General features: G+C 47.4%; 21 protein-coding genes. 14 read left to right on the top strand and 7 right to left on the bottom strand.

Translation table 11 applies throughout. From position 1 onward, the window contains the following. Positions 1–4 precede the first annotated feature (4 nt). The 10 genes from J0A65_RS27735 to J0A65_RS18885 all read left to right on the top strand — a co-directional run bounded on the left by J0A65_RS27735 (position 5) and on the right by J0A65_RS18885 (position 8,579). Complete coding sequence (locus J0A65_RS27735) at positions 5–139, top strand: hypothetical protein (protein ID WP_269813818.1); 135 nt, start codon at positions 5–7, stop codon at positions 137–139. 466 nt (positions 140–605) lie between these two features. Beyond that, positions 606–1,277 carry a phage shock protein PspA gene (pspA, locus tag J0A65_RS18925; protein WP_206595902.1) on the top strand — a complete coding sequence of 224 codons (672 nt, stop codon included), beginning with the start codon at positions 606–608 and terminating at the stop codon, positions 1,275–1,277. 44 nt (positions 1,278–1,321) lie between these two features. After that, positions 1,322–1,522: a PspC domain-containing protein gene (locus tag J0A65_RS18920; RefSeq protein ID WP_206595901.1), complete on the top strand. Its 201-nt coding sequence runs from the start codon at positions 1,322–1,324 to the stop codon at positions 1,520–1,522. An 11-nt stretch (positions 1,523–1,533) separates the two neighbouring features. Next, entirely contained in the window at positions 1,534–1,869 is a 336-nt protein-coding gene (locus J0A65_RS18915; protein WP_206595900.1) for a hypothetical protein, read from the top strand. Between the two features lie 108 nt (positions 1,870–1,977). Then, positions 1,978–2,421 (top strand): copper chaperone PCu(A)C, encoded by a 444-nt coding sequence (locus tag J0A65_RS18910; RefSeq protein ID WP_206595899.1) that lies wholly within the window; start codon positions 1,978–1,980, stop codon positions 2,419–2,421. Between the two features lie 20 nt (positions 2,422–2,441). Next, on the top strand, positions 2,442–3,434 hold the full coding sequence (locus J0A65_RS18905) for a DUF2333 family protein (protein ID WP_206595898.1): 993 nt from the start codon (positions 2,442–2,444) through the stop codon (positions 3,432–3,434). Positions 3,435–3,437: 3 nt separating this feature from the next. Then, positions 3,438–4,181: a TIGR04219 family outer membrane beta-barrel protein gene (locus tag J0A65_RS18900; RefSeq protein ID WP_206595897.1), complete on the top strand. Its 744-nt coding sequence runs from the start codon at positions 3,438–3,440 to the stop codon at positions 4,179–4,181. Between the two features lie 153 nt (positions 4,182–4,334). Beyond that, a complete protein-coding gene (locus J0A65_RS18895) occupies positions 4,335–6,143 on the top strand; it encodes an assimilatory sulfite reductase (NADPH) flavoprotein subunit (protein WP_206595896.1) in 1,809 nt (602 codons plus the stop codon). After that, positions 6,143–7,840 carry an assimilatory sulfite reductase (NADPH) hemoprotein subunit gene (gene cysI, locus J0A65_RS18890; protein WP_206595895.1) on the top strand — a complete coding sequence of 566 codons (1,698 nt, stop codon included), beginning with the start codon at positions 6,143–6,145 and terminating at the stop codon, positions 7,838–7,840. Before J0A65_RS18895 ends, cysI begins: the two co-directional genes overlap by 1 nt. Beyond that, entirely contained in the window at positions 7,833–8,579 is a 747-nt protein-coding gene (locus J0A65_RS18885; RefSeq protein WP_206595894.1) for a phosphoadenylyl-sulfate reductase, read from the top strand. Before cysI ends, J0A65_RS18885 begins: the two co-directional genes overlap by 8 nt. A 20-nt stretch (positions 8,580–8,599) precedes the next feature. Here J0A65_RS18885 and J0A65_RS18880 read toward each other — a convergent pair whose 3' ends face one another. After that, on the bottom strand, positions 8,600–9,364 hold the full coding sequence (locus J0A65_RS18880) for a TIGR03899 family protein (RefSeq protein WP_206595893.1): 765 nt from the start codon (positions 9,362–9,364) through the stop codon (positions 8,600–8,602). A gap of 348 nt (positions 9,365–9,712) precedes the next feature. Between J0A65_RS18880 and J0A65_RS18875 the strand changes: the two genes are divergently transcribed. Beyond that, positions 9,713–11,953: a bifunctional diguanylate cyclase/phosphodiesterase gene (locus J0A65_RS18875; RefSeq protein ID WP_206595892.1), complete on the top strand. Its 2,241-nt coding sequence runs from the start codon at positions 9,713–9,715 to the stop codon at positions 11,951–11,953. Here the strand turns inward: J0A65_RS18875 and J0A65_RS18870 are convergent. Further along, complete coding sequence (locus J0A65_RS18870; protein WP_206595891.1) at positions 11,950–12,573, bottom strand: uracil-DNA glycosylase family protein; 624 nt, start codon at positions 12,571–12,573, stop codon at positions 11,950–11,952. The genes J0A65_RS18875 and J0A65_RS18870 overlap by 4 nt on opposite strands. Positions 12,574–12,672: 99 nt before the next feature. Here J0A65_RS18870 and J0A65_RS18865 point away from each other — a divergent pair, with 99 nt between their 5' ends. Then, on the top strand, positions 12,673–12,984 hold the full coding sequence (locus tag J0A65_RS18865) for a hypothetical protein (RefSeq protein WP_206595890.1): 312 nt from the start codon (positions 12,673–12,675) through the stop codon (positions 12,982–12,984). A 66-nt stretch (positions 12,985–13,050) separates the two neighbouring features. Here the strand turns inward: J0A65_RS18865 and sthA are convergent, their stop codons facing one another. Both sthA and J0A65_RS18855 read right to left on the bottom strand, forming a co-directional pair. Further along, positions 13,051–14,481 (bottom strand): Si-specific NAD(P)(+) transhydrogenase, encoded by a 1,431-nt coding sequence (gene sthA, locus J0A65_RS18860; RefSeq protein WP_232850046.1) that lies wholly within the window; start codon positions 14,479–14,481, stop codon positions 13,051–13,053. Between the two features lie 94 nt (positions 14,482–14,575). Continuing rightward, on the bottom strand, positions 14,576–15,697 hold the full coding sequence (locus J0A65_RS18855) for an acyl-CoA desaturase (RefSeq protein ID WP_206595889.1): 1,122 nt from the start codon (positions 15,695–15,697) through the stop codon (positions 14,576–14,578). Positions 15,698–15,837: 140 nt separating this feature from the next. On the opposite strand from J0A65_RS18855, the gene fabR reads away from it, so the two are divergent. Then, complete coding sequence (fabR, locus tag J0A65_RS18850) at positions 15,838–16,437, top strand: HTH-type transcriptional repressor FabR (protein WP_206595931.1); 600 nt, start codon at positions 15,838–15,840, stop codon at positions 16,435–16,437. Between the two features lie 9 nt (positions 16,438–16,446). On the opposite strand, the gene trmA is transcribed toward fabR, so the two are convergent. Further along, positions 16,447–17,547, bottom strand: a complete 1,101-nt coding sequence (gene trmA / locus J0A65_RS18845) for a tRNA (uridine(54)-C5)-methyltransferase TrmA (RefSeq protein WP_206595888.1) — start codon at positions 17,545–17,547, stop codon at positions 16,447–16,449. A 160-nt stretch (positions 17,548–17,707) separates the two neighbouring features. On the opposite strand from trmA, the gene J0A65_RS18840 reads away from it, so the two are divergent. Beyond that, entirely contained in the window at positions 17,708–19,057 is a 1,350-nt protein-coding gene (locus tag J0A65_RS18840; protein ID WP_206595887.1) for a DUF5610 domain-containing protein, read from the top strand. Between the two features lie 45 nt (positions 19,058–19,102). Here J0A65_RS18840 and J0A65_RS18835 read toward each other — a convergent pair whose 3' ends face one another. Further along, complete coding sequence (locus tag J0A65_RS18835; protein ID WP_206595886.1) at positions 19,103–19,558, bottom strand: RNA recognition motif domain-containing protein; 456 nt, start codon at positions 19,556–19,558, stop codon at positions 19,103–19,105. 53 nt (positions 19,559–19,611) lie between these two features. Beyond that, positions 19,612–19,842, bottom strand: a 231-nt coding sequence (locus J0A65_RS18830; RefSeq protein ID WP_206595885.1) for a hypothetical protein, incomplete at its 5' end; no start/stop codon positions are given.

The raw sequence follows: 19,842 nt of genomic DNA, 5'->3' as shown, positions 1-19,842 counted from the left end.
GCTTATGTTAGATCAGATGCATTTGCTCAGCTTGCTGCTGATACCCCTGATGGCATTTTTGGTTGGTGCGCTGGTATTTAGCTACGTAGAACGTTTGCTGGTTAAGCCGCCAACTTTTTCTCCCCAAGACGGTCTTTAAGCTGTAGGACCGTCTTTTCTACTTTACTCTCTCTGTCTCATTACTATTCTGTTCCCTGTTCCCTGTTCCCTGTTCCCTGTTCCCTGTTCCCTGTTCCCTGTTCCCTGTTCCCTGTTCCCTGTTCCCTGTTCCCTGTTCCCTGTTCCCGTAAAAGTGGCATTACATTTTCTTCCCAGTGAAAGACTTTGGCAAACCCAATAGGCCCTTGCTCGTGCTTGCTTTAAGGCGCGTTTCAAATTCCGCCAAATTTTACTTGGTGGAATTAACCAGTGATGTGGTTGATTTGACCAAATTTTAAGTTTGGCGATTTTGTGTGTGAATAATCTTAGTTAAATGATTTGAATAAAATCATTTAAAAACAATGCGTTATTTGGTTTTGTTGAGTTGGCATAAGGCTTGTAATAGTGATTGGGAGTGATTTAGTCATAAGCCCAAAACTAAGGGCAACAAGCGTGGAGGAAGTGAAATGGGTGTCTTTTCAAGAATGAATGACATTGTACAAGCCAACCTGAATGCCCTGTTAGATAAAGCTGAAGATCCTAAAAAGGTGATCCGTCTTATCGTACAGGAGATGGAGGAAACCCTGGTTGAACTGCGTGCCATAGCCGCACGTAACCTGGCTGCGAAGAAAGATTTGCAGCGCAAGCTGGACCGTCTTAACGAACAGGTCCTGCAATGGCAAGACAAAGCGGAAATGGCCTTAAGTAAAGATCGGGAAGATCTAGCCAAACTGGCGTTGACGGAAAAGCACAAGTTTGAGATGCAAGCCCAACAACTGAGTGGCGAGTTACAACAAGCGGAAGAGGCATTGCAACAGCTTCAGCAGGACAGTGTACGTCTGCAAGAGAAGCTGAGTGAAGCACGCACTAAGCAGAAAACACTGCTAATGCGAGAGGAGTCAGTGGCGGCCCGTTTGAAAGTGCGGGTCAGTAATGACACGCAAAAAGTTGAGCAAGTGATGCAACGCTTTGACCACTATGAGCATCGTGTTGAGCAGTTAGAAGCTCAGCTTGAGGCATACGATTTGACCGCCGGACAGCCAGGATTGCACGCAGAGTTTGCGCAACTGGAAGCTGACGAAAAGATGCAAGCCGAGCTGGATGCGCTTAAGCAGAAAATCCAGAAGAAGGTTGCTTAAGGGGGCTTCGCCCCCTTATCCCCGGATATTGACAGGAGAAGAACATGACAACGTTGTACGACGACCAACGCATTCGTAAAGATAAGATTCGAGCCAAAGTGTCAGGTGTATGTGCAGGTTTGGCCAGACACTGGGGAACAGAGCCCTGGTTGATCCGTTTGGCAGCACTGGTGCTTTTCTTCCACCTGCCAATGGTGGTGCTGGTGGCCTACATTATTGCTGCCATGGTATTGCCGGCTCGATAAAGGGGTAACCCATGTTTAAGAACTTTATTGTCGCAATTTTAATCGCCACCTTGCTGGTCTATTGCTTAGGCATGGTGGCGGACTCTTGGGGACATGTTCATCTCTATCTGGACGATGATCTAATGTCCCCGGCAGTGACACTAGTTGGTGGCGTGCTGCTGGCGATTACTTTTATCGTGTTGGGGCTGATGTTAGCTGTCAGCCTTATTGGTGCATTAGCCTTTGTGTTTATTTGCGTATTGGGCGCCTTACTCATCGCAGGAATTGGGGCACTTTGGCCAGCCTTGCTAGGGGTCTTGATTATTGTCTGGCTGGTACGTGACGCGAAAACTACCGACCAAGTTTAAATTTTTGACCCGGCGATTCATGCGCCGGGTCATTGGCATTCGTACAGAATTCCTGAATAATTCCCTGCGTCGATGGATTTCCCTTGTATAAACAACAGGAGTTGCAGAATGCGTTTCATGTTAACCGTATTGCTGTGTGGTTTTTCCGCCCTTGCATTTGCTGAAGTCAAAGTTGATAACGCCATGGTCCGTTTGCTTCCCCCCGGTGTGCCTAATACAGCGGGTTATTTTTCACTAACCAATACAGGCAGCGAAGACCGGGTACTGGTTGGCGCCAGCTGCGCTGCGGTGAAAAAAGCAGAATTGCATGATCACCAAATGGTAGACGGTATGATGAAGATGGTTCATCAACAACAAGTAGTTGTGCCTGCAGGGCAGACCCTGACCTTTCAGCCCGGTGGTTTACACTTGATGTTATTTGGTTTGCAAGCACCGCTTAAAGAAGGGCAGCAGATTCCTTTCACCCTGATGTTTGCCAATGGTGAGCAAGTTGAAGTCAGCGCCGTGGTTAAATCAGCTGTGGCTGAGGTTGACCACTCTCACCATCACTAATGAAACTTTTGGGAGTGCCCATGAGACAGTATCTGAGTACAAGAACCCTATTGCTGGCATTGACCTTGTTGCTGGTATTTTTTTATTTGCTGGCGGTTTATTGGAGCAGTGAGCCTGATACCTTTGATGTAAAAGTGCATGCGGAGAGTGACGCCCAGTCAAAAGGAGTACAACTGGCTCCTGGCTATGTCACTACCGCCACCTTGATCCGCGTAAGCCGCACTTTGTTGGATAAACCAGGTGGCTACCTTTCCAACGATGTGATGCCGCCATCTGTAATGATGGACAATATGCCAGCCTGGGAATATGGCGCACTAGAGATGGTACGGGACCTCAGTCTGGCCATGCGCAAAGACCTGAGCCGTTCGCAGTCCCAATCAATGGAAAATCCGGATCTACTGGTGGCCCAACCAAAATTTAATACCGACAGCCGCAACTGGTTATTGCCGCCGGCAGAGTCCGAGTACGGCGAAGGTATCGAAGCACTGGAGCGTTATCTGAGCAAGTTGGCCAGTCCTCTGGATGATAGTGCACAGTTTTATGCCCGTGCTGATAATCTGAGAGATTGGTTGAAGCAGGCTGAGAAGCGCCTGGGCAGCTTGTCACAAAAGCTAAGCGCAAGTGTTGGTCAGGAGCGTCTGAATACCGATCTGGCTGGAGACCCTAATGCTCGTCAGTCTACACCATCCCGTAGCTCCCAATACCTGAAAACCAGTTGGTGGAAGCTGGATGACGTATTCTATGAAGCGCGGGGTGCTAGCTGGGCGCTGCTGCATTTCCTCAAAGCAGTGGAGGTCGATTTTGCCGACGTGCTGGAAAAGAAAAATGCCCGGGTCAGTCTGCAGCAAATTATTCGAGAGTTAGAAGCCACACAGCAGACAGTTTGGAGTCCATTGATTTTAAACGGCAGTGGTTTTGGTCTGGTGGCCAACCATTCGTTGGTGATGGCCAATTATATTTCCCGTGCCGATGCTGCCCTTATCGATCTAAACGAATTACTTAGCCAAGGATAAAACATGTTTAAAAAGTTATTGCCGCTCGCCCTTTGTTCTTTTGTGTTACCCGCACAGGCCGACACCTTGTTAGGTTTGTATGTTGGGGCGCAGGGGTGGCGTGCAGAGGCTGAGGGTGGCTTTGCCAATACCGAATCGGTCACAGATTTTTCCTTTAAGGATAAAACCTTAGCCTCTTATTATGTGGCCCTCGAACATCCAATCCCTTTGATTCCTAATATTCGTATCAGCCGCCAGAATATGGAAACCCAAGGAGATACCATACTGGCGTCTTCTTTTACTTTTGCCGGTGAAACTTTTGCAGCGGGTACCCAAATCGGCGCCGACCTTGATATGGACAGTACCGATTACACGCTCTACTACGAAATCTTTGATAATGACATTGTTAGTTTTGATCTTGGGATAACGGCTCGGGATGTCGATGGTGTGTTACTGACAACGGGTAATTCATTATCAGCGCAACAGAGCTTTTCCGGTATTGTGCCGTTGCTGTATGGCAGGGTCGAAGTTGGGCTGCCGTTAACCGGGCTTGGAGTTCAAGCGCAAGGAAACTTTCTGGCCCTGGATGACAATAAGCTATATGACTATCAGGCAGCCATAACTTATAGCCTGATGGATAATCTGGCGGTAGATATGACGTTGCAGCTTGGTTATCGCGTTTACATGCTGGAATTGGATGATATGGATGACATATACACCGATATGGAATTCAAGGGCGTTTTTGCCGGTGTTGAACTGCACTTCTAAATCTAATTAGGGCCGAGCCAGGGAAGGCTCAATAAAATTTTATATAAAAATCTGATTTTATCACTTTCTGTAATAACGAATTTGATTTAATTCTTTCCTGTTCTTAAGCCTCCTCGCTACCCTACGCTCATCGAGAATAGGGTTAGCATAATTATGTCTTCATCTACATCCCAGGCATCAGTGCCTGTTTCAGTCCTGAATGATGCACAGTGGTCCGCATTGCATCAGGCTATTGCACCACTCAATGGCAATCAGCTTACTTGGGTGAGCGGCTATCTGGCGGGACTGGCGCATGGTCATCAACCACAAGTGGCACAAGCAGCAGGAACTGCACCAGCAGGGCGGCTGACCATTTTGTATGGCTCACAGACTGGTAACGCCAAAGGGGTGGCAACCGAATACAAAGCTTTTGCGGAAGCGGCTGGCCTGAGCGTTGAATTGCTCAATATGGCCGACTTTAAGAGCAAACGCCTAAAGGAAGAAACACATCTGGTGATCGTGGTTAGCACTCATGGTGAAGGTGAAGCGCCTGATGATGCTGCCGAGTTACATGAGTTTTTGGCTAGCAAGAAAGCACCCAAGCTTTCTCAGCTCAAGTACGCGGTACTGGGGCTGGGTGACAGCAGCTACGAGTTTTTCTGCCAGACCGCTAAAGACTTTGACGAGCGTTTGGCTGCCTTAGGTGCCGTGCGTTTGGCTGACCGTGTCGATTGTGATGTTGATTATGACGGCCATGTAGCCACCTGGCGTGAAGGCCTAACCGAGCTTCTGAAAGACGAGTTGAAGTCTGCCAGTCAAGGGCAGGTCGTGCCTATGCCGGGCTTAAGCCTGGCAAGTCAGCAAGTCAGTCAGTTCAACAAAAAGAACCCTTTCACGGCTGAGCTTCTGGCATCTCAAAAAATAACTGGCCGGGATTCGGTGAAAGACATTCGCCACATAGAAATATCTCTGGAAGGTTCGGGTTTGCATTATCAGGCTGGTGATGCGTTGGGCGTTTGGTTCAGCAATGATCCGAAGCTGGCGGAAGAACTGCTTAGCAGCTTGAACCTGAACGGTGATGTTCCGGTGCAAGTAGGCGATGAGCTGCTAGCGCTCAGAGAGGCATTGGTTGATAAGTTTGAGCTGACCCAAAGCTATCCCACTTTTGTCAAAGGCTATGCGGAACTGGTGAAAAATGCGTCTTTGCTAAGCTTGACCGAAGACAAAGGGGCGCTGCGTGACTACCTGGCGAAGCATCAGATTGTAGATATCGTCAAAGCCTATCCAGGCAAGATAGATGAACAGCAATTCGCGTCTTTGTTAAGACCCATTACGCCCAGATTGTATTCCATCGCATCCAGTCAGTCTGAAGTTGAAGATGAAGTACATCTGACCGTTGGTTTGGTGGAATATGAAAAAGATGGGCAAATCCGGCAAGGCGGCGCGTCTGGTTTCCTGGCCTCTAGGCTGGAAGAGGGCCAAACGGTAAAAGTATTTGTCGAGGCCAATGATAACTTCAAGTTGCCTGCTGACCCGAATACCCCGGTAATCATGGTGGGTCCCGGCACCGGTATTGCGCCTTTCCGCGCTTTTATGCAAGAGCGTGAAGCACAGGAAGCCGAAGGCAAAAACTGGCTATTCTTTGGTAACCCCAATTTTACTCAGGACTTCCTGTATCAGGTGGAATGGCAGCGTTGGGTAAAAGAAGGTCTGTTAAACAAAGTGAGTCTGGCGTTTTCTCGTGATCAGGCAGAGAAAATTTATGTTCAGCATCGTTTGCTTGAACAAGGCAAAGAAGTCTTTGCCTGGCTGCAGCAGGGCGCACATTTGTATGTGTGCGGTGATGCTAACCACATGGCCAAAGACGTGCATGATGCCTTGCTAAAGATTATCTCGGCAGAAGGCGGATTAACCGCAGAGCAAGCCGAAACTTATTTGAATGACCTGCGCAAAGCGAAGCGCTATCAGAGAGATGTGTACTAATGAGTGACAATCAGGAACAAAAGCTTTCCGACAACGAGCGACTCAAGCGGGAGAGTAATTTCTTGCGCGGTACCATCGCGCAGGATCTTAAAGATGATTTGACCGGAGGCTTCAACGGCGACAATTTCCAGTTGATTCGCTTCCATGGCATGTATCAGCAAGATGATCGAGATATTCGTGCTGAACGTGCCAAACAAAAACTGGAGCCCTTGCATAATGTGATGCTGCGCTGTCGTCTGCCGGGAGGCATTATTTCTCCTCAGCAATGGCTGGCTATTGATGAGTTTGCCGAGCAGCACACCTTGTACGGCAGCATTCGTTTGACAACAAGGCAGACGTTCCAATTTCATGGTGTGCTAAAGCCAAATATTAAGCCTATGCACCAAATGCTCAATCGCGTTGGTCTTGACTCTATTGCCACCGCTGGAGACGTGAACCGTAACGTGCTGTGTACCTCGAATCCTGTGGAGTCCGAGGTTCATCAGCAAGCCTACGAGTGGGCGGTGAAAATCAGTGAGCACTTGCTACCCAAGACGCGTGCCTATGCTGAGATCTGGCTGAATGAAGAGAAGCTGGAGACGACAGATGAGGAACCCATTCTGGGCAGCACTTATTTGCCGCGTAAGTTTAAGACTACCGTGGTGATCCCGCCACAAAATGACGTTGACGTACATGCTAATGATCTGAACTTTGTGGCCATTGCCGAGAATGGCCAACTCGTTGGCTTCAATGTGCTGGTGGGTGGCGGTCTGGCCATGACCCATGGTGACAAGGCGACTTTCCCGCGCAAAGCTGACGACTTTGGTTTTATCCCGCTGGATAAAACCCTGGCAGTGGCTGAAGCGGTAGTGAGTACGCAACGCGATTGGGGTAATAGAAGCGATCGTAAGAACGCCAAAACCAAGTACACCCTAGAGCGAGTAGGCGTGGAAACGTTCAAAGCTGAGGTTGAAAAACGCGCGGGTGTCACTTTTGCCCCAAGTCGAGCTTATGAGTTTACTGGCCGTGGTGACCGCTTTGGCTGGGTGGAAGGTGTAGATGGCAAACATCACCTGACGTTATTTATTGAAAACGGCCGTATTCTGGATTTTCCCGGCAAGCCACTGAAAACAGGTTGTGCTGAAATTGCCAAAATTCATCAGGGCGATTTCCGCTTAACGGCGAATCAGAACCTGATCGTGGCCGGTGTTGCCCCAGAGCAAAAGGCGGAGATTGAAAAGATTGCCCGGGAGCACGGCTTAATTGAGCCGGATGTTAGCGTACAGCGTCAAAACTCTATGGCCTGCGTGGCTTTGCCCACCTGTCCTCTGGCGATGGCCGAAGCTGAGCGCTATTTGCCTGGTGCGGTGACTGAACTGGAACAGATTCTGTCAAAACACGGTATGGCTGAAGAGCATATTGTCTTTCGTGTGACTGGCTGCCCTAACGGATGTGGTCGTGCAATGCTGGCTGAAATTGGCCTGGTGGGTAAAGGTCCTGGGAAGTACAACTTGCATCTGGGCGGGGATAGCTATGGAACACGTATCCCCAAAATGTACCGGGAGAACATCAGCGAACAGGAAATTATGCAGGAGCTGGATAACCTGATTGGTCAGTGGGCTGCAAAGCGCCAGGCACAGGAAAGTTTCGGTGACTTTGTGATCCGCGCTGGCGTAGTGAAAGCCGTGGTGAATTCTGCTAAGGATTTTTATGACTAATGCCGCACTTAAAACCCAGGCAGGCTTGAGCACAGATATCAGCCGCGAAGAGTTGGCTGAAATAAATCTGCAATTGGAAGCCATGACAGCGCAGCAACGGGTGCAATGGGCGTTGACTCAGCTACCAGGGCAGGCGGTGCTGTCGTCCAGCTTCGGCATTCAGGCCGCTGTGATGTTGCACCTGGTAACCCAGGCGCAGCCAGATATTCCTGTGGTGCTGACTGACACCGGTTATCTGTTCCCGGAAACCTATGACTTTATTGACGAGTTGACGCAAACCCTGAATCTGAATCTGAAAGTCTACAGTGCCGATTTGTCACCAGCTTGGCAGGAGCGTAAGTTTGGTCAGTTGTGGGAGCAGGGGTTACCTGGCATTGAAGCCTACAACAAGTTGAACAAAGTAGAACCCATGCAGCGTGCCCTGAAGGAGTTGCAGGTAAACACCTGGTTTTCAGGTTTGCGGCGCAGTCAGTCAAGCAGCCGCGAAAAACTGCCTTATCTGCAATTGACTGGTGGACGCTTCAAGGTATTCCCCATTCTGGATTGGAGCAATAAGGATGTGCATTACTATCTGCAGGACAACGGTTTACCTTATCACCCTTTGTGGGAGCAAGGCTATGTGTCTGTTGGCGACTGGCATACCTCAAGGCCGTTAGAGGCTGGTATGACTGAAGAAGAAACGCGCTTCTTCGGTTTAAAACGGGAATGTGGCTTACACGAATTTGGTGATGGTATTTAAGCTGGAAGGCAACAAGGCAATCATTGAATATTGAACGCGTTGCCCAGTATCCGCTTCAGTGCCAAGATGTATTCGGGCTGGGCCTTGGTTGGCACCAGCCTGGATAACTCAGCGCCGGCGGCGGTGAATTTATAGTAATTCAGCAAAATTCCGCGGCTGCGCGGGTTCATATGTAAGGTTTCACTACCGATCCGCCATTCATTGCGACTGACTGTGCTAAGCTCACCCGATTCAATTTCACTGTTATAAATTAAACCCAAGTCCATTAAAGCCAATAAATCTGGATAGGTCAGGCCAAATTGCGCCAGATTTAATTGCGCCCCACGTTTAAATTGCAATAACGACAATAAGCTTGGCTTTTGATAGTAGCCAAAGAGTAATTTAGGGCTGTAGTCGCCTGTTCTACGACAGGAAATACTCACTGCAAGGGAGAATATACGGGCATCTCGTTGGGTTAACTGCTGCAATATGGTTAAACTGCGTAGAGAAAATGAACCCGGTTGGCCAACTTCGGTGGCAAATATTTTTGCCCACAACTCCTGCATTGCGGGTGAGTGAATGTTTTCCGCCATATTGATAAAACTAAAGAACCAGTCAGGATCAAGATTGTCATCTTGGCCCTGAGTCGGCGCATACTCGAGTGCTAGGTTAAGTATGCGCTCAAGGTTTTGCACCTTTCTCTGTTGCTGTATGGCTCTGCGTCTGATGGCTTTGCGACTCGCATCAAGCTCCAGTCCTGAGTTGCCGGTAAGGCTAATACCTGTTTGCGCAAACCAATGCAGCATCCTGCTTTTTAACGCCTTGCTGGATGGCCCTGATTGCGAATGCGTGGATGTTTGTGCGGTTGCTCTTTTAGGTGCAGTACTTGGTATATTCGCAACCAGGGGCGCTTGAGATGTAGGATCAATTTTGCTCATGAAACTTTGGCCGTCTAGCTACAAACTTCCTTTTCATCTTAGGGTCTTGTGGTGAGGATGGCTAGTATCAGATGTTACTTGGCTTTTGTTTTTTTGCGGCAAGAATTAGCTGATAGTTGCAGTGTGCTTTCTTAGAGTTTCTCTTTCCTGAATATTAGGATATTGTTAGTTAAAAGAGGATGATTTGGTCTCTTGGTTCGGGTCGCGGAAAGGCAGATGAGTCAAATAAATTACGAGAACGATGAACTGATTTTTCTGGAAGAAGATGAGGTTTCTGCAGAAGAGCAAGAATCAAGCGATGCTTGGAATGTCCTTATTGTCGATGACGATGAAGAAATTCACTCAGTTACGAGATTAGCATTAGCCGATCTAGCCTTGAATGGGCGACGTTTGAATTTCATGCATGCTTATTCAGGCGAGCAGGCCCTAAGTGTGCTCAGCGAGCATGGTAGTGACATTGCCATTGTGTTGCTCGATGTCGTGATGGAAACCGATGATGCGGGCTTGCAGGTCGCCAGACGTATGCGCGAAGAACTGCAACTCAACGAACCCCGAATTATCCTGCGAACCGGTCAGCCAGGGTACGCACCTGAAGAAAGTGTCATCAAAGAGTATGACATCAACGATTACAAAACCAAGACCGAATTGACCCGCAGTAAACTCGTCACCACCATCATCGCCTCCCTTCGTTCTTACCAACAAATATTAACCATTAATCAAAGCCGGGTCGGGCTGGAAAAAATTATTGCATCTGCGGCCAATCTGCTGGAAGAGCATTCTATCAAAGGATTTTGCGAAGGTGTTGTCACGCAGATTAGTTCGTTAATCGGGCTCGATGCTGGTGGAGTGGTGTGTGCCAGGGCCGGGTCGGTGTTGGATAAGGACGACGATAGCGTTTATGTTCTCGGCGCAGCCGGTCCATTTGCATCGTATATTAATGAGCGCCTGGACAGCATTCACGACGAAAAAATTGTCGAGCAGGTAGCGAAGTGTTTGAAACAACGGGATCACATCTACGAAAAAGATTTTTCCGTACTGTACATGAATAGCAGTGGTTATGAAGCGGCGGTATATGTACAGGTTGGCTTTGCCATCAATGTGCTGCATCGCCAGTTGCTTGAAGTGTTTATGTCCAGTATTTCTGTGGGCTATGAGAATGTGAATTTATTTCACCAGCTCAGAAATGCAGCGTTCAGGGACATGCTGACTAAGCTGCCTAATCGTAATGAATTTATCAATATGCTCGACCAGATGCAGAAAAGCAGTTTTGAACTGGATAACCAGGTTGCTGCGTTGGTGGACGTTAATCACTTTTCTGATATCAACGACGGTTTGGGTCAAGATGCAGGCAACTTATTATTGATTGCCATTGCGGAACGTCTGCAAAGTGCCATGGGTCAAGACGTAAAAATGGGGCGTATCGGCGCTGATGTATTTGGTTTGATTGGCTCTGATTCTAAGGTCAACCCAGAGCAAATCTCCAAAGTTTTCAATTCCCCTTTCAAAGCAGGGGATCATACCTTACCAGTCAACGTGACTGTTGGTCTGTGTCGTTTGCTGGATGAGGAAAACAATGGCCTGAATATTCTCAAGCAGTCCAATATTGCATTGAATAGGGCTAAGAAAAGCCTGACTGCCAATTACGAATATTATGCTCCCGAGATGGAGGAGAAGACCACTTGGCGGCTAGGCATGATTCGACAACTGCGTTCGGATTTTGCTGAGCGTAAGTTGGAGTTATGGTATCAGCCTCAGGTGGACTTGGTTAATGAGTCTGTGGTCGGGATGGAAGCATTGTTGCGTTGGCCAGCGAAGGAAGGAGGGTACGTTTCCCCAGCTGTGTTTGTTCCTTTGGCTGAGTATAGCGGGCTTATCATTGATATTGGTGCTTGGGTACTGGAAGAAGCCTGTAACAAATTGCGTTTGTTGCAGGAAAGAGGATTTCCTCATTTGCGGGTCGCCGTGAATATTTCCATGCCTCAATTTCGCGATCCCGAGTTTATTTCTCTGGTTAAACAATGCCTTATTCAAACCAAGATTGATCCCAAATCTCTGGAACTGGAAATTACCGAGAGCGTGGTGATGGATGAACCACAAATTGTGGTGGATTCTCTGAAGGCTTTGAAAGAGTTTGGCGTCACTATCGCTATCGATGACTTTGGTACCGGCTTTTCGTCTATGAGCTATTTGCAAAAACTACCATTGGATAGGTTAAAAGTTGACCGTTCATTTGTGAGTGAGGTCAATGCTGGCAAGAGCGCATTTATTGCGGAAACCATTGTTACCTTAGGTAACAAGTTAGGCTTGCAGACTATTGCCGAAGGGGTGGAGAAACGCGAACAGGCCAGTTACATGCTTCGTTTGGGCTGTGATGAAGCCCAAGGTTTCTTGTACGCCAAGCCGATGCCTTTCGACGAATTGACCGTGTTTCTTGATAACTATCAGGTAAGAAACTAATACGACGTTTGATCCGTAGCTAGTACAGCTTTGACTCTTTGCTGTAAATCTTCGAGTAAGGTCTCGGCAAACCAAGGATTACGTTTCAGCCAGATGTTATTTCTTGGTGAAGGATGCGGCAGCACAAAATACTCCGGCAGATACTGCCGGTAGTTTTTCAATCGCTCAGTCAGTGTTAGTTTGTCTTGCAGATAGTATTGCTGGGCATATTGGCCAATTAGCAAGGTGAGTCTGCGCTCAGGCAATGTGTCGAGTAAGCGTTGATGCCAGGTCGGAGCGCATTCTTTGCGGGGTGGTAGGTCGCCACTTTTGCCTTTCCCTGGATAACAAAAGCCCATTGGCATGATGGCTACCTGGTGCTGATCGTAAAATTTATCACTAGGAAGTTGCAGCCATTCTCGCAAACGTTCCCCTGATGCATCGTTCCAGGGAATAGAACTTTGGTGTACTTTAGTTCCCGGTGCCTGTCCAATGATAACTAATCTTGCGTGTTCAGTCCCTCTAACGACGGGGTTAGCGCCCAAAGGTAATTCAGGTTCACACAAGCGACATTGACGAATTTCTTGTAATACAGTGATGGTTTTATCTTTCAAACAGCCACCTTTTTGAATGGTTGTCATATTTCTGTCATAAAAATGTGCTTTGGATAAATTGCATTCAAGTCAGAAAACTGCAAATATGTATATACACTCTACGATGAGTTGTTGCAGGAGTCTGTTATGCGTAAATTTACAATACTGGTTTCATTGTTGGCGGCAAGCAGTATGCTGCAAGCAGCCGAACAGTCAAACAAGCTATTTGATTGTGTTGCCTCAGATACTCTGGCGATAAATAGCGACTGTGTTGAAAGTAAAATCAACCAGAATATGCAGTACCGTGATGTACAGCAGACTATTTATGAGCGCTCAGAGTCGCAAAGCAATAATGTGATGGCCACCATCAAATTCTACCCAGAGAAATACCTGATAGAGGTGGTAGCGCATCGTGATGCACTAGAGGGTGCTGCGCTGCTCGCCGCAAACCGCAAGTAGTCATTGATGACATATTAAAAAACCGGGTTAATCCCGGTTTTTTTGCTTATGTTCCTGACCAATCAACTAGAAGATTCTGTTTAAACCATTTATTGCCGCCACTCTGTATGCTTCGGCCATGGTCGGGTAGTTAAATGTCGTATTGATAAAGTATTCGATACTGTTAGCTGGACCTTTTTGCTGCATAATTGCTTGGCCGATGTGCACAATTTCTGAGGCACGCTCTCCAAAACAATGGATACCGAGTATCTCTTTGCTTTCCCGGTGGAAAAGTATTTTCAGGCTGCCCACCTGGGTGTTGGCAATCTGTGCACGAGCCAAGTGTTTAAATTGGGCTCTGCCCACTTCATAGGGCACCTTCATTGCCGTCAGCTCTTGTTCGGTTTTACCCACTGAGCTAATTTCTGGAATGGTATAGATACCGGTCGGAATATCTTCAACCAAACTTGATGGACATCCGCCGCTTAGCATGGCTTGGGCGGCAAAACGCCCCTGGTTGTATGCCGCAGAGGCAAGGCTCGGATAGCCGATTACATCTCCTACCGCATAAATGTTGTCGACCTCGGTCTTATAGTTTTCATCAACTCGGATCTGCCCGCGAGAATCGGCTTTAATGCCCAGCGCAGATAGATTCAGCATGTCTGTGTTACCGGTGCGACCATTAGCAAACAACAAGCAATCAGCCCGCATTTTCTTCCCTGAGGCTAAGTGCAAGATAACCGAATCATCACGTCCTTCAACTATCTCGTAGGTCTCATTGTGACGTATCACTACCCCGTTATTCCATAGGTGATAGCTAAGGGAATCTGAGATTTCTGCATCCAGGAATGACAGAAGGCGGTCGCGCATGTTGACTAGATCAACTTTGACACCGAGTCCTCGGAAAATACTGGCATATTCTGAACCTATTACCCCTGCACCATAAATGATAATGGACTTAGGGTCATGCTTGAGTGACAAAATAGAATCACTGTTGTAAATACGAGGGTGGTTGAAATCTATGTCTTTAGGCGTGTAGGGGCGAGAGCCTGTGGCTATCACCATCTGTTTGGCCGTGATTTGATCGATGGAGCCATCTTCCCGGGTGATTTTCAGCGTATGGGCGTCAACAAATGCCGCTTCACCGTGGATGATTTTTACGGCATTCCTGTCGTAGAAACTGCCGCGCAACCGACTTTGCTCGCGAATGACGGAACCAGCATGCTTAAGGATTTCGCTGAAGGTCAGATGGCGGCTGCGATCGGCATCGTTAAATAAGGGGTTAGCATTGTACTCAATAAGTCGGCTTACCGAATGCCTTAATGCTTTGGAGGGAATTGTTCCCCAATGTGTGCAGCCACCGCCCACTGACTCGTGACGCTCGATGACAGCAACCTGTTTGCCCGCCTTTGCCAATTGCATGGCTGCCCCTTCACCGCCGGGGCCGGTGCCAATAACGACGGCGTCGAATTGAAAAGAGGAATGGGTGTTTTTGTTAGGGATTTTGCTGGCTGGCAACGCTAAGCTCCGACAAACATATGAAGATTCATAGCGTTACCGAGATTGCGTTGGAAAGCAAGGCTTCCCTTTGGTAGGGAAGCCGACTTTAGTCTCATGCAAAGCGCAACGTGTGTACTTCCAGCCAGCGACGTTTTGCTAACTCCAATGTTTGTTTTAGCTCACGGTATCTGAAATCCAGTTCCAACTTCTCGTAGTTTGCCAGCAATTCGCGCTTCTTGGCGTCAAGACGTTGCTTCTTGATGGCGTAATAATCGGCCATTTTCTGAATTAGCTGCTCATATTCAATTTGGATGCGCTCCGTTAGCAGTTGTGCATCAGGTCTGCTGGCAATCTTTCGTTGCGCGTTTTTAAGTTGCATTTCAATTCTGGCTTTCTCAATGCGTTCCTCCGGGCAGCGTCGCAAACCATAAGTTAGTCCGCACCAGGAAAGTAAGCGGATTAGCCATTTGGTGGGGTCGAAATGCCACCATCTAACGCCATTTCTATAGTCATTTTCAAAGATATGATGAAAGTTATGGTAGCCCTCTCCGAAGGTAAAAAAGGCCAAAATGCCATTATCCCGGGCGCTGTTTTTGTCAGTGTAGGTTTGTCTGCCCCATATGTGTGCCAGAGAGTTAATGAAGAAAGTGACATGATGCACTATCACCAGACGCAGAACCCCAGTGATTAATAGCATGCCCCAGATGTCGCCGTTCAACCAACCAAGTAACAAAGGGATGCCGAAGTTAGTGGACAAGGTAATGGCGAGATAGTGTTTATGCTGCCACATCACTACTTTGTCTTTCTGCAGATCTCGACAGTTATTGTAATCATGATAGCGACTGGCCTGGTATTCTCGTAGCATCCAGCCGATATGTGAGTACCAGAAGCCGCGACCGGCTGAATAGGGGTCCTTGTCATTGTCATCTACGTGTTTGTGGTGAATTCGATGATCCGAAGCCCAGTGTAAAATGCTGTTTTGCAGGGCTAAAGCCCCTCCCAACGCCAGCACGACTCTGACAAGAGGGTGTGCATCATAGGCTTTGTGTGACCACAGCCTATGATAACCAGCCGTGATGGAAAGCCCTGAAAACCAGATAAGGAATATACAAGCGCCAACTTCTATGGCGTCAAAACCATGAAGATAGGCCTCCAGCGGCACCAGAATAAGACTAATCAGGCTGGTAATAATAAACAACAGAACATTGGTAAGAATCAGAGCAGGTTTTTGCATCAGTTAAAATTTTCAGCGTACAGTTGTGCGCTAATTTAGCCAGTTCGACTTGTCTTGGCAAGCCAATGCATTAAATCTGCTACTTTGAAGAAGCAAAATTGATGTTACACTCGTTAGCTTTTACACCTGTCCCGAATATGATGACTCGTCAGCAGCAGAAACAAAAAACTCGGCGCGCGATTATAGATGCTGCGTTTAACTTGTTGGATGAACAGCGAAGCTTGTCGAGCATTAGCTTACGAGAAGTTGCCAGGGTGGCTGGCATTGCACCGACGTCCTTTTACCGCCATTTTAAAGATATTGATGAGTTGGGGCTAACGCTGGTGGATGAAGCCGGTTTAGCGCTAAGGCAACTGATGCGCCAGGCAAGATCGAGAATAGATGCAGGGGGCGGTGTCATCAGCACTTCTGTAAACACTTTCATGGAGTTTGTCGTCTCCAATAGTAATGAGTTCAGGCTTTTATTGCGGGAACATTCAGGGACTTCGCCTGCGTTCAGGGCTGCCGTGTTGCGAGAGATCCAGCATTTTATTGAAGAACTGACTGACTATACTGCCAGCCATACCGGATTAAGCCGTCAACTTGCAAGCTTGCAGGCTGAGGCCATGGTGAAGTTAGTTTTTAGTGCTGGTGCTGAAGCTATCGACGCCACCGATGCACAACGAAAAGAGCATGCGCAAAGGCTAAATCAGCAATTGCGCTTTATTGCTAGAGGGGCGGCATTTTATGCTAGCAAGTAGAGGGCTGAATTAAGCTCTTTTTCTCAAAACAACACCACACTCGGCATGATGGGTGTAAGGAAACTGATCAAACAGGGCAAAGCGTGTCACTTCATGGGTTTGTCCCAGTATGTCCAGATTGTCCAACAGGGTTTGCGGGTTGCATGAGATGTACAAGATATTTGGGTAGTGGCTAACCAATTCGCAGGTATCAGGATCCAGTCCGGCTCTTGGGGGATCGACTAATACGGTTTGGCAGTCAAAGTCCTCAAGCTGTATCCCTTCAAGGCGTCTGAACTGGCGTTTCCCTTGCAGTGCCTCGGTAAATTCTTCACTTGAGATACGAATCACGGTGACATTATCGATGTGGTTCAGCTTCGCGTTGTAATTTGCTGCTTCAACCGACGCCTTTGAGATCTCTGTGGCTAATACCTTTTCAAAGTTTTGTGCCAGTGGCAGCGTAAAGTTACCTAGCCCACAATAAAGCTCGAGTAAGTCGCCATTGAGATTTCGGGTGGCATCAAGTGCCCATTCAATCATCTTGCAGTTCACTTGGGCATTAGGTTGAGTGAAGCTGTTTTCGATTTGCTTGAATTGATAGGTTCGGCCATTAATATTCAGCGCCTCAATGACATGGTCTCGTTCCAGAAGAACCATCTGCTTGCGTGACCGTCCCACCAGATCTAAACAGTATTTGTTGCGCAGAATGTCGCGAAGTTTTTGCGCTTCTTGCTGCCATTCTTCATCCAGCGGCTTGTGGTAGACCAAAGTAACCAGTATTTCGCCACTTAACGTACTGAGGTAGTCAATTTGGTAAAGCTTACGTCTTAGTGTGTCGTTGGGCTTTAACAGTTCAAGCAAATCGCCCATTACATCGTTAATCAGTTGGCTGGCTGGAGGAAAGTGATTGACGCGATATTTTTCTCTGGTTTGGCTGTCAAACATGATGTGATAAAGATCTTCCCCATCATGCCACACTCTGAATTCTGCTCGCATTCTGTAGTGTAACGATGCAGATGGATACAACTCCAGCGGGGGCATATTGTGATGCTCAAACAGGCCACGTAGTTGGTTGGCTTTGTCCGCCAATTGGGCGTCATATTGACGGCTATCTATCTCAGTTGGTCGCATGATACCTCCGCTTAAAGGCCGCAGATTGTAATGCCTTTAGTCCAGCACGCAAACCGCACCATGCTCAAAGTAGGATCTGTATTGATAAAATTTTAAGCTTTAGGCTAAAAGTTGTACAAAGTTAGCCGATAATAAGACGAGAGGTATTGAGGACATTGTTATGAATTTAGGCGAACTCAAGGCGCGGCTTGATCAGAACGCGCCTCATGTTGGCCGTTCTGAGCCCAATGGACCATCCAGGGATGATGGGGTTAGGCAATCAACGGATCAACATCAGAATGAAGTGACATTATCAAACTCGGAGCAATCCAGGCGGTTTATTGGGCAGAAGATTTTTTCCAGCGCCCTAAGCCAGTCGTTGGTACTGGATGAGCGCCGTCCGAGTTTGCCAGTGCGTAAGCCTGAGCAGGATAATAAGAGCTTATTCGATTTTGAAGAAGTTGCTAAAAACGTCTTACGCTTTGTTGGAGGGGCTATTAAGCACGCTCAGGCTAAAGGTATGGAAGATGAAAAGCTGGCTGAAATGTTTGAGCAGGCGCGCAGTGGTGTACTTAAAGGCGTGCAGATGGCAGAGAAAGATCTGGCCGGTTTTATGAATGAAGAGCTTTCCTCTGGCATTAAAAAGAGTAGGGAGCTAATAGAAGAAGGGATCAATAATCTCGAGAAAGAGATTTTTGGTACTGAAGATAAGGATAGCGATGAACAGCAAGTTGCACTTCGTTATTCAGATTCGGTCAGTTACAGCCGTCAGGATTCAAGTGAGCTCACAATACGGACTCAGGATGGAGATGAAGTTCGGATTAGTTTCGATTCTCTTCGTCAATTCGAGTTAAATCGCAGTTTGACCCTGGCACGTCAGTCTGAGCAAGCCGCAAAAGAAGACCGCAAAGATGCTCAGTCTAAGAATTCGGATACAGATGAAGAGCAGTCAAGGCAGGAAAAGTCGGAAGACAAGCTGCTGTTGAAGGCTGAGCAGCAAGTACTATTCTACGAAAAAAATGGCTTTGGGTTCTCTGTTGAAGGTGAGTTGGACGAAGACGAGCTAAGAGCTATTGGGGATCTTGTCGATAAAACCGCTGATTTGGCAGATGAGTTCTTTAACGGAGATGTAGAGTCAGCATTTGAGCAAGCGTTGAAGCTGGGATTTGATGAAACTGAGATTACCAGTTATGCGCTGCAGATGAGTCGACAGGAACAATTCAAAGTCACGCAGACCTATGAGTCAGTATTACTTGGCGACGAAAAGTTCAAGGAGATGGAGGGGTATGTAAAACCTGTCTCTCATTATCTGGACAGAATGCTGGAAGTTGTCGAGCAATCTAAGCAGGAGCTTTATGACAATTCTACCTATGACAATATTATAACTGGATTAGTTAATAAGATGCTGAAGGTGGATACGCCTGATCTACTTGATGCCATCACTAGATTCCATAACTTCAATCAGCGCTTGCAGGATAATCTGCCGCTGACACAACCTGTAGAGCCGAAAGATAAGGCACAGGATGCATAATAAAAAGGTTCGCAATGCGAACCTTTTTATTAATTGTTGTGCTGACTACTCTTCTTGTTTGTCTTTGGCCATGCGAACCTTCAATGTCCTATCCTGGAATTCTGTATCATTCAGGGTGCGGACGATGAGTTCAGTGTCACCAACCATTTCGACAAATCCGTAGCCTTTTCTTTTGCCGGTACGTCGGTCCTTCATTAGTCTCACTGAGATAACGGTACCGTGCGGAGCAAAATGCGCTTTCACATCTTGTTCGTTGACCCGATAGGGTAAGTTACCTACATATAAGGTTTTACTATCGGAGTGCTCATTGTTGTCTGTAGATGTTGATGACGAACTTTGGCGTAAAAATTGACTAGCTAATAGAGGTGTTAATATACCGCCAATAACAAGTCCTAGCGCTAATGCTTGGTTTGCATTCATTGTTTGTGCAGGCAGGAGAAAATAGCCCAGCACGGCCAGCAATCCTGCAATCACTATATAAAGAAGAACCGGTGATTTCATGTAACTACCTAAAATGTAATTAGAAAAATGATGTAGCGACCCTATGTTACCGATTAATTTACATAACGCCAACTAAACGACACACAACTAGGGAACCCAGTCAAAACCAGGGGTTTTCTTAAGTTTTGTTCAATATCTGCGCGAACGAAAAGTTTTTTGCAAAAACCAGTTGACGGCTTCGCTGAAATCTCTAGAATGCGCACCACTTCGACGGGGTAGCCCGGCAGGCCAGGAAGGCAGAAGGATTCAGGGAACGGCAAGCAACGAAAGAATAAAAAGTTGCT

The organism is Bowmanella yangjiangensis, assembly GCF_017255015.1.
GTDB lineage: Bacteria > Pseudomonadota > Gammaproteobacteria > Enterobacterales > Alteromonadaceae > Bowmanella > Bowmanella yangjiangensis.
The sequence above is the reverse complement of the archived record's forward strand: the minus strand, read 5'-3'. Positions and strand labels throughout refer to the sequence as shown.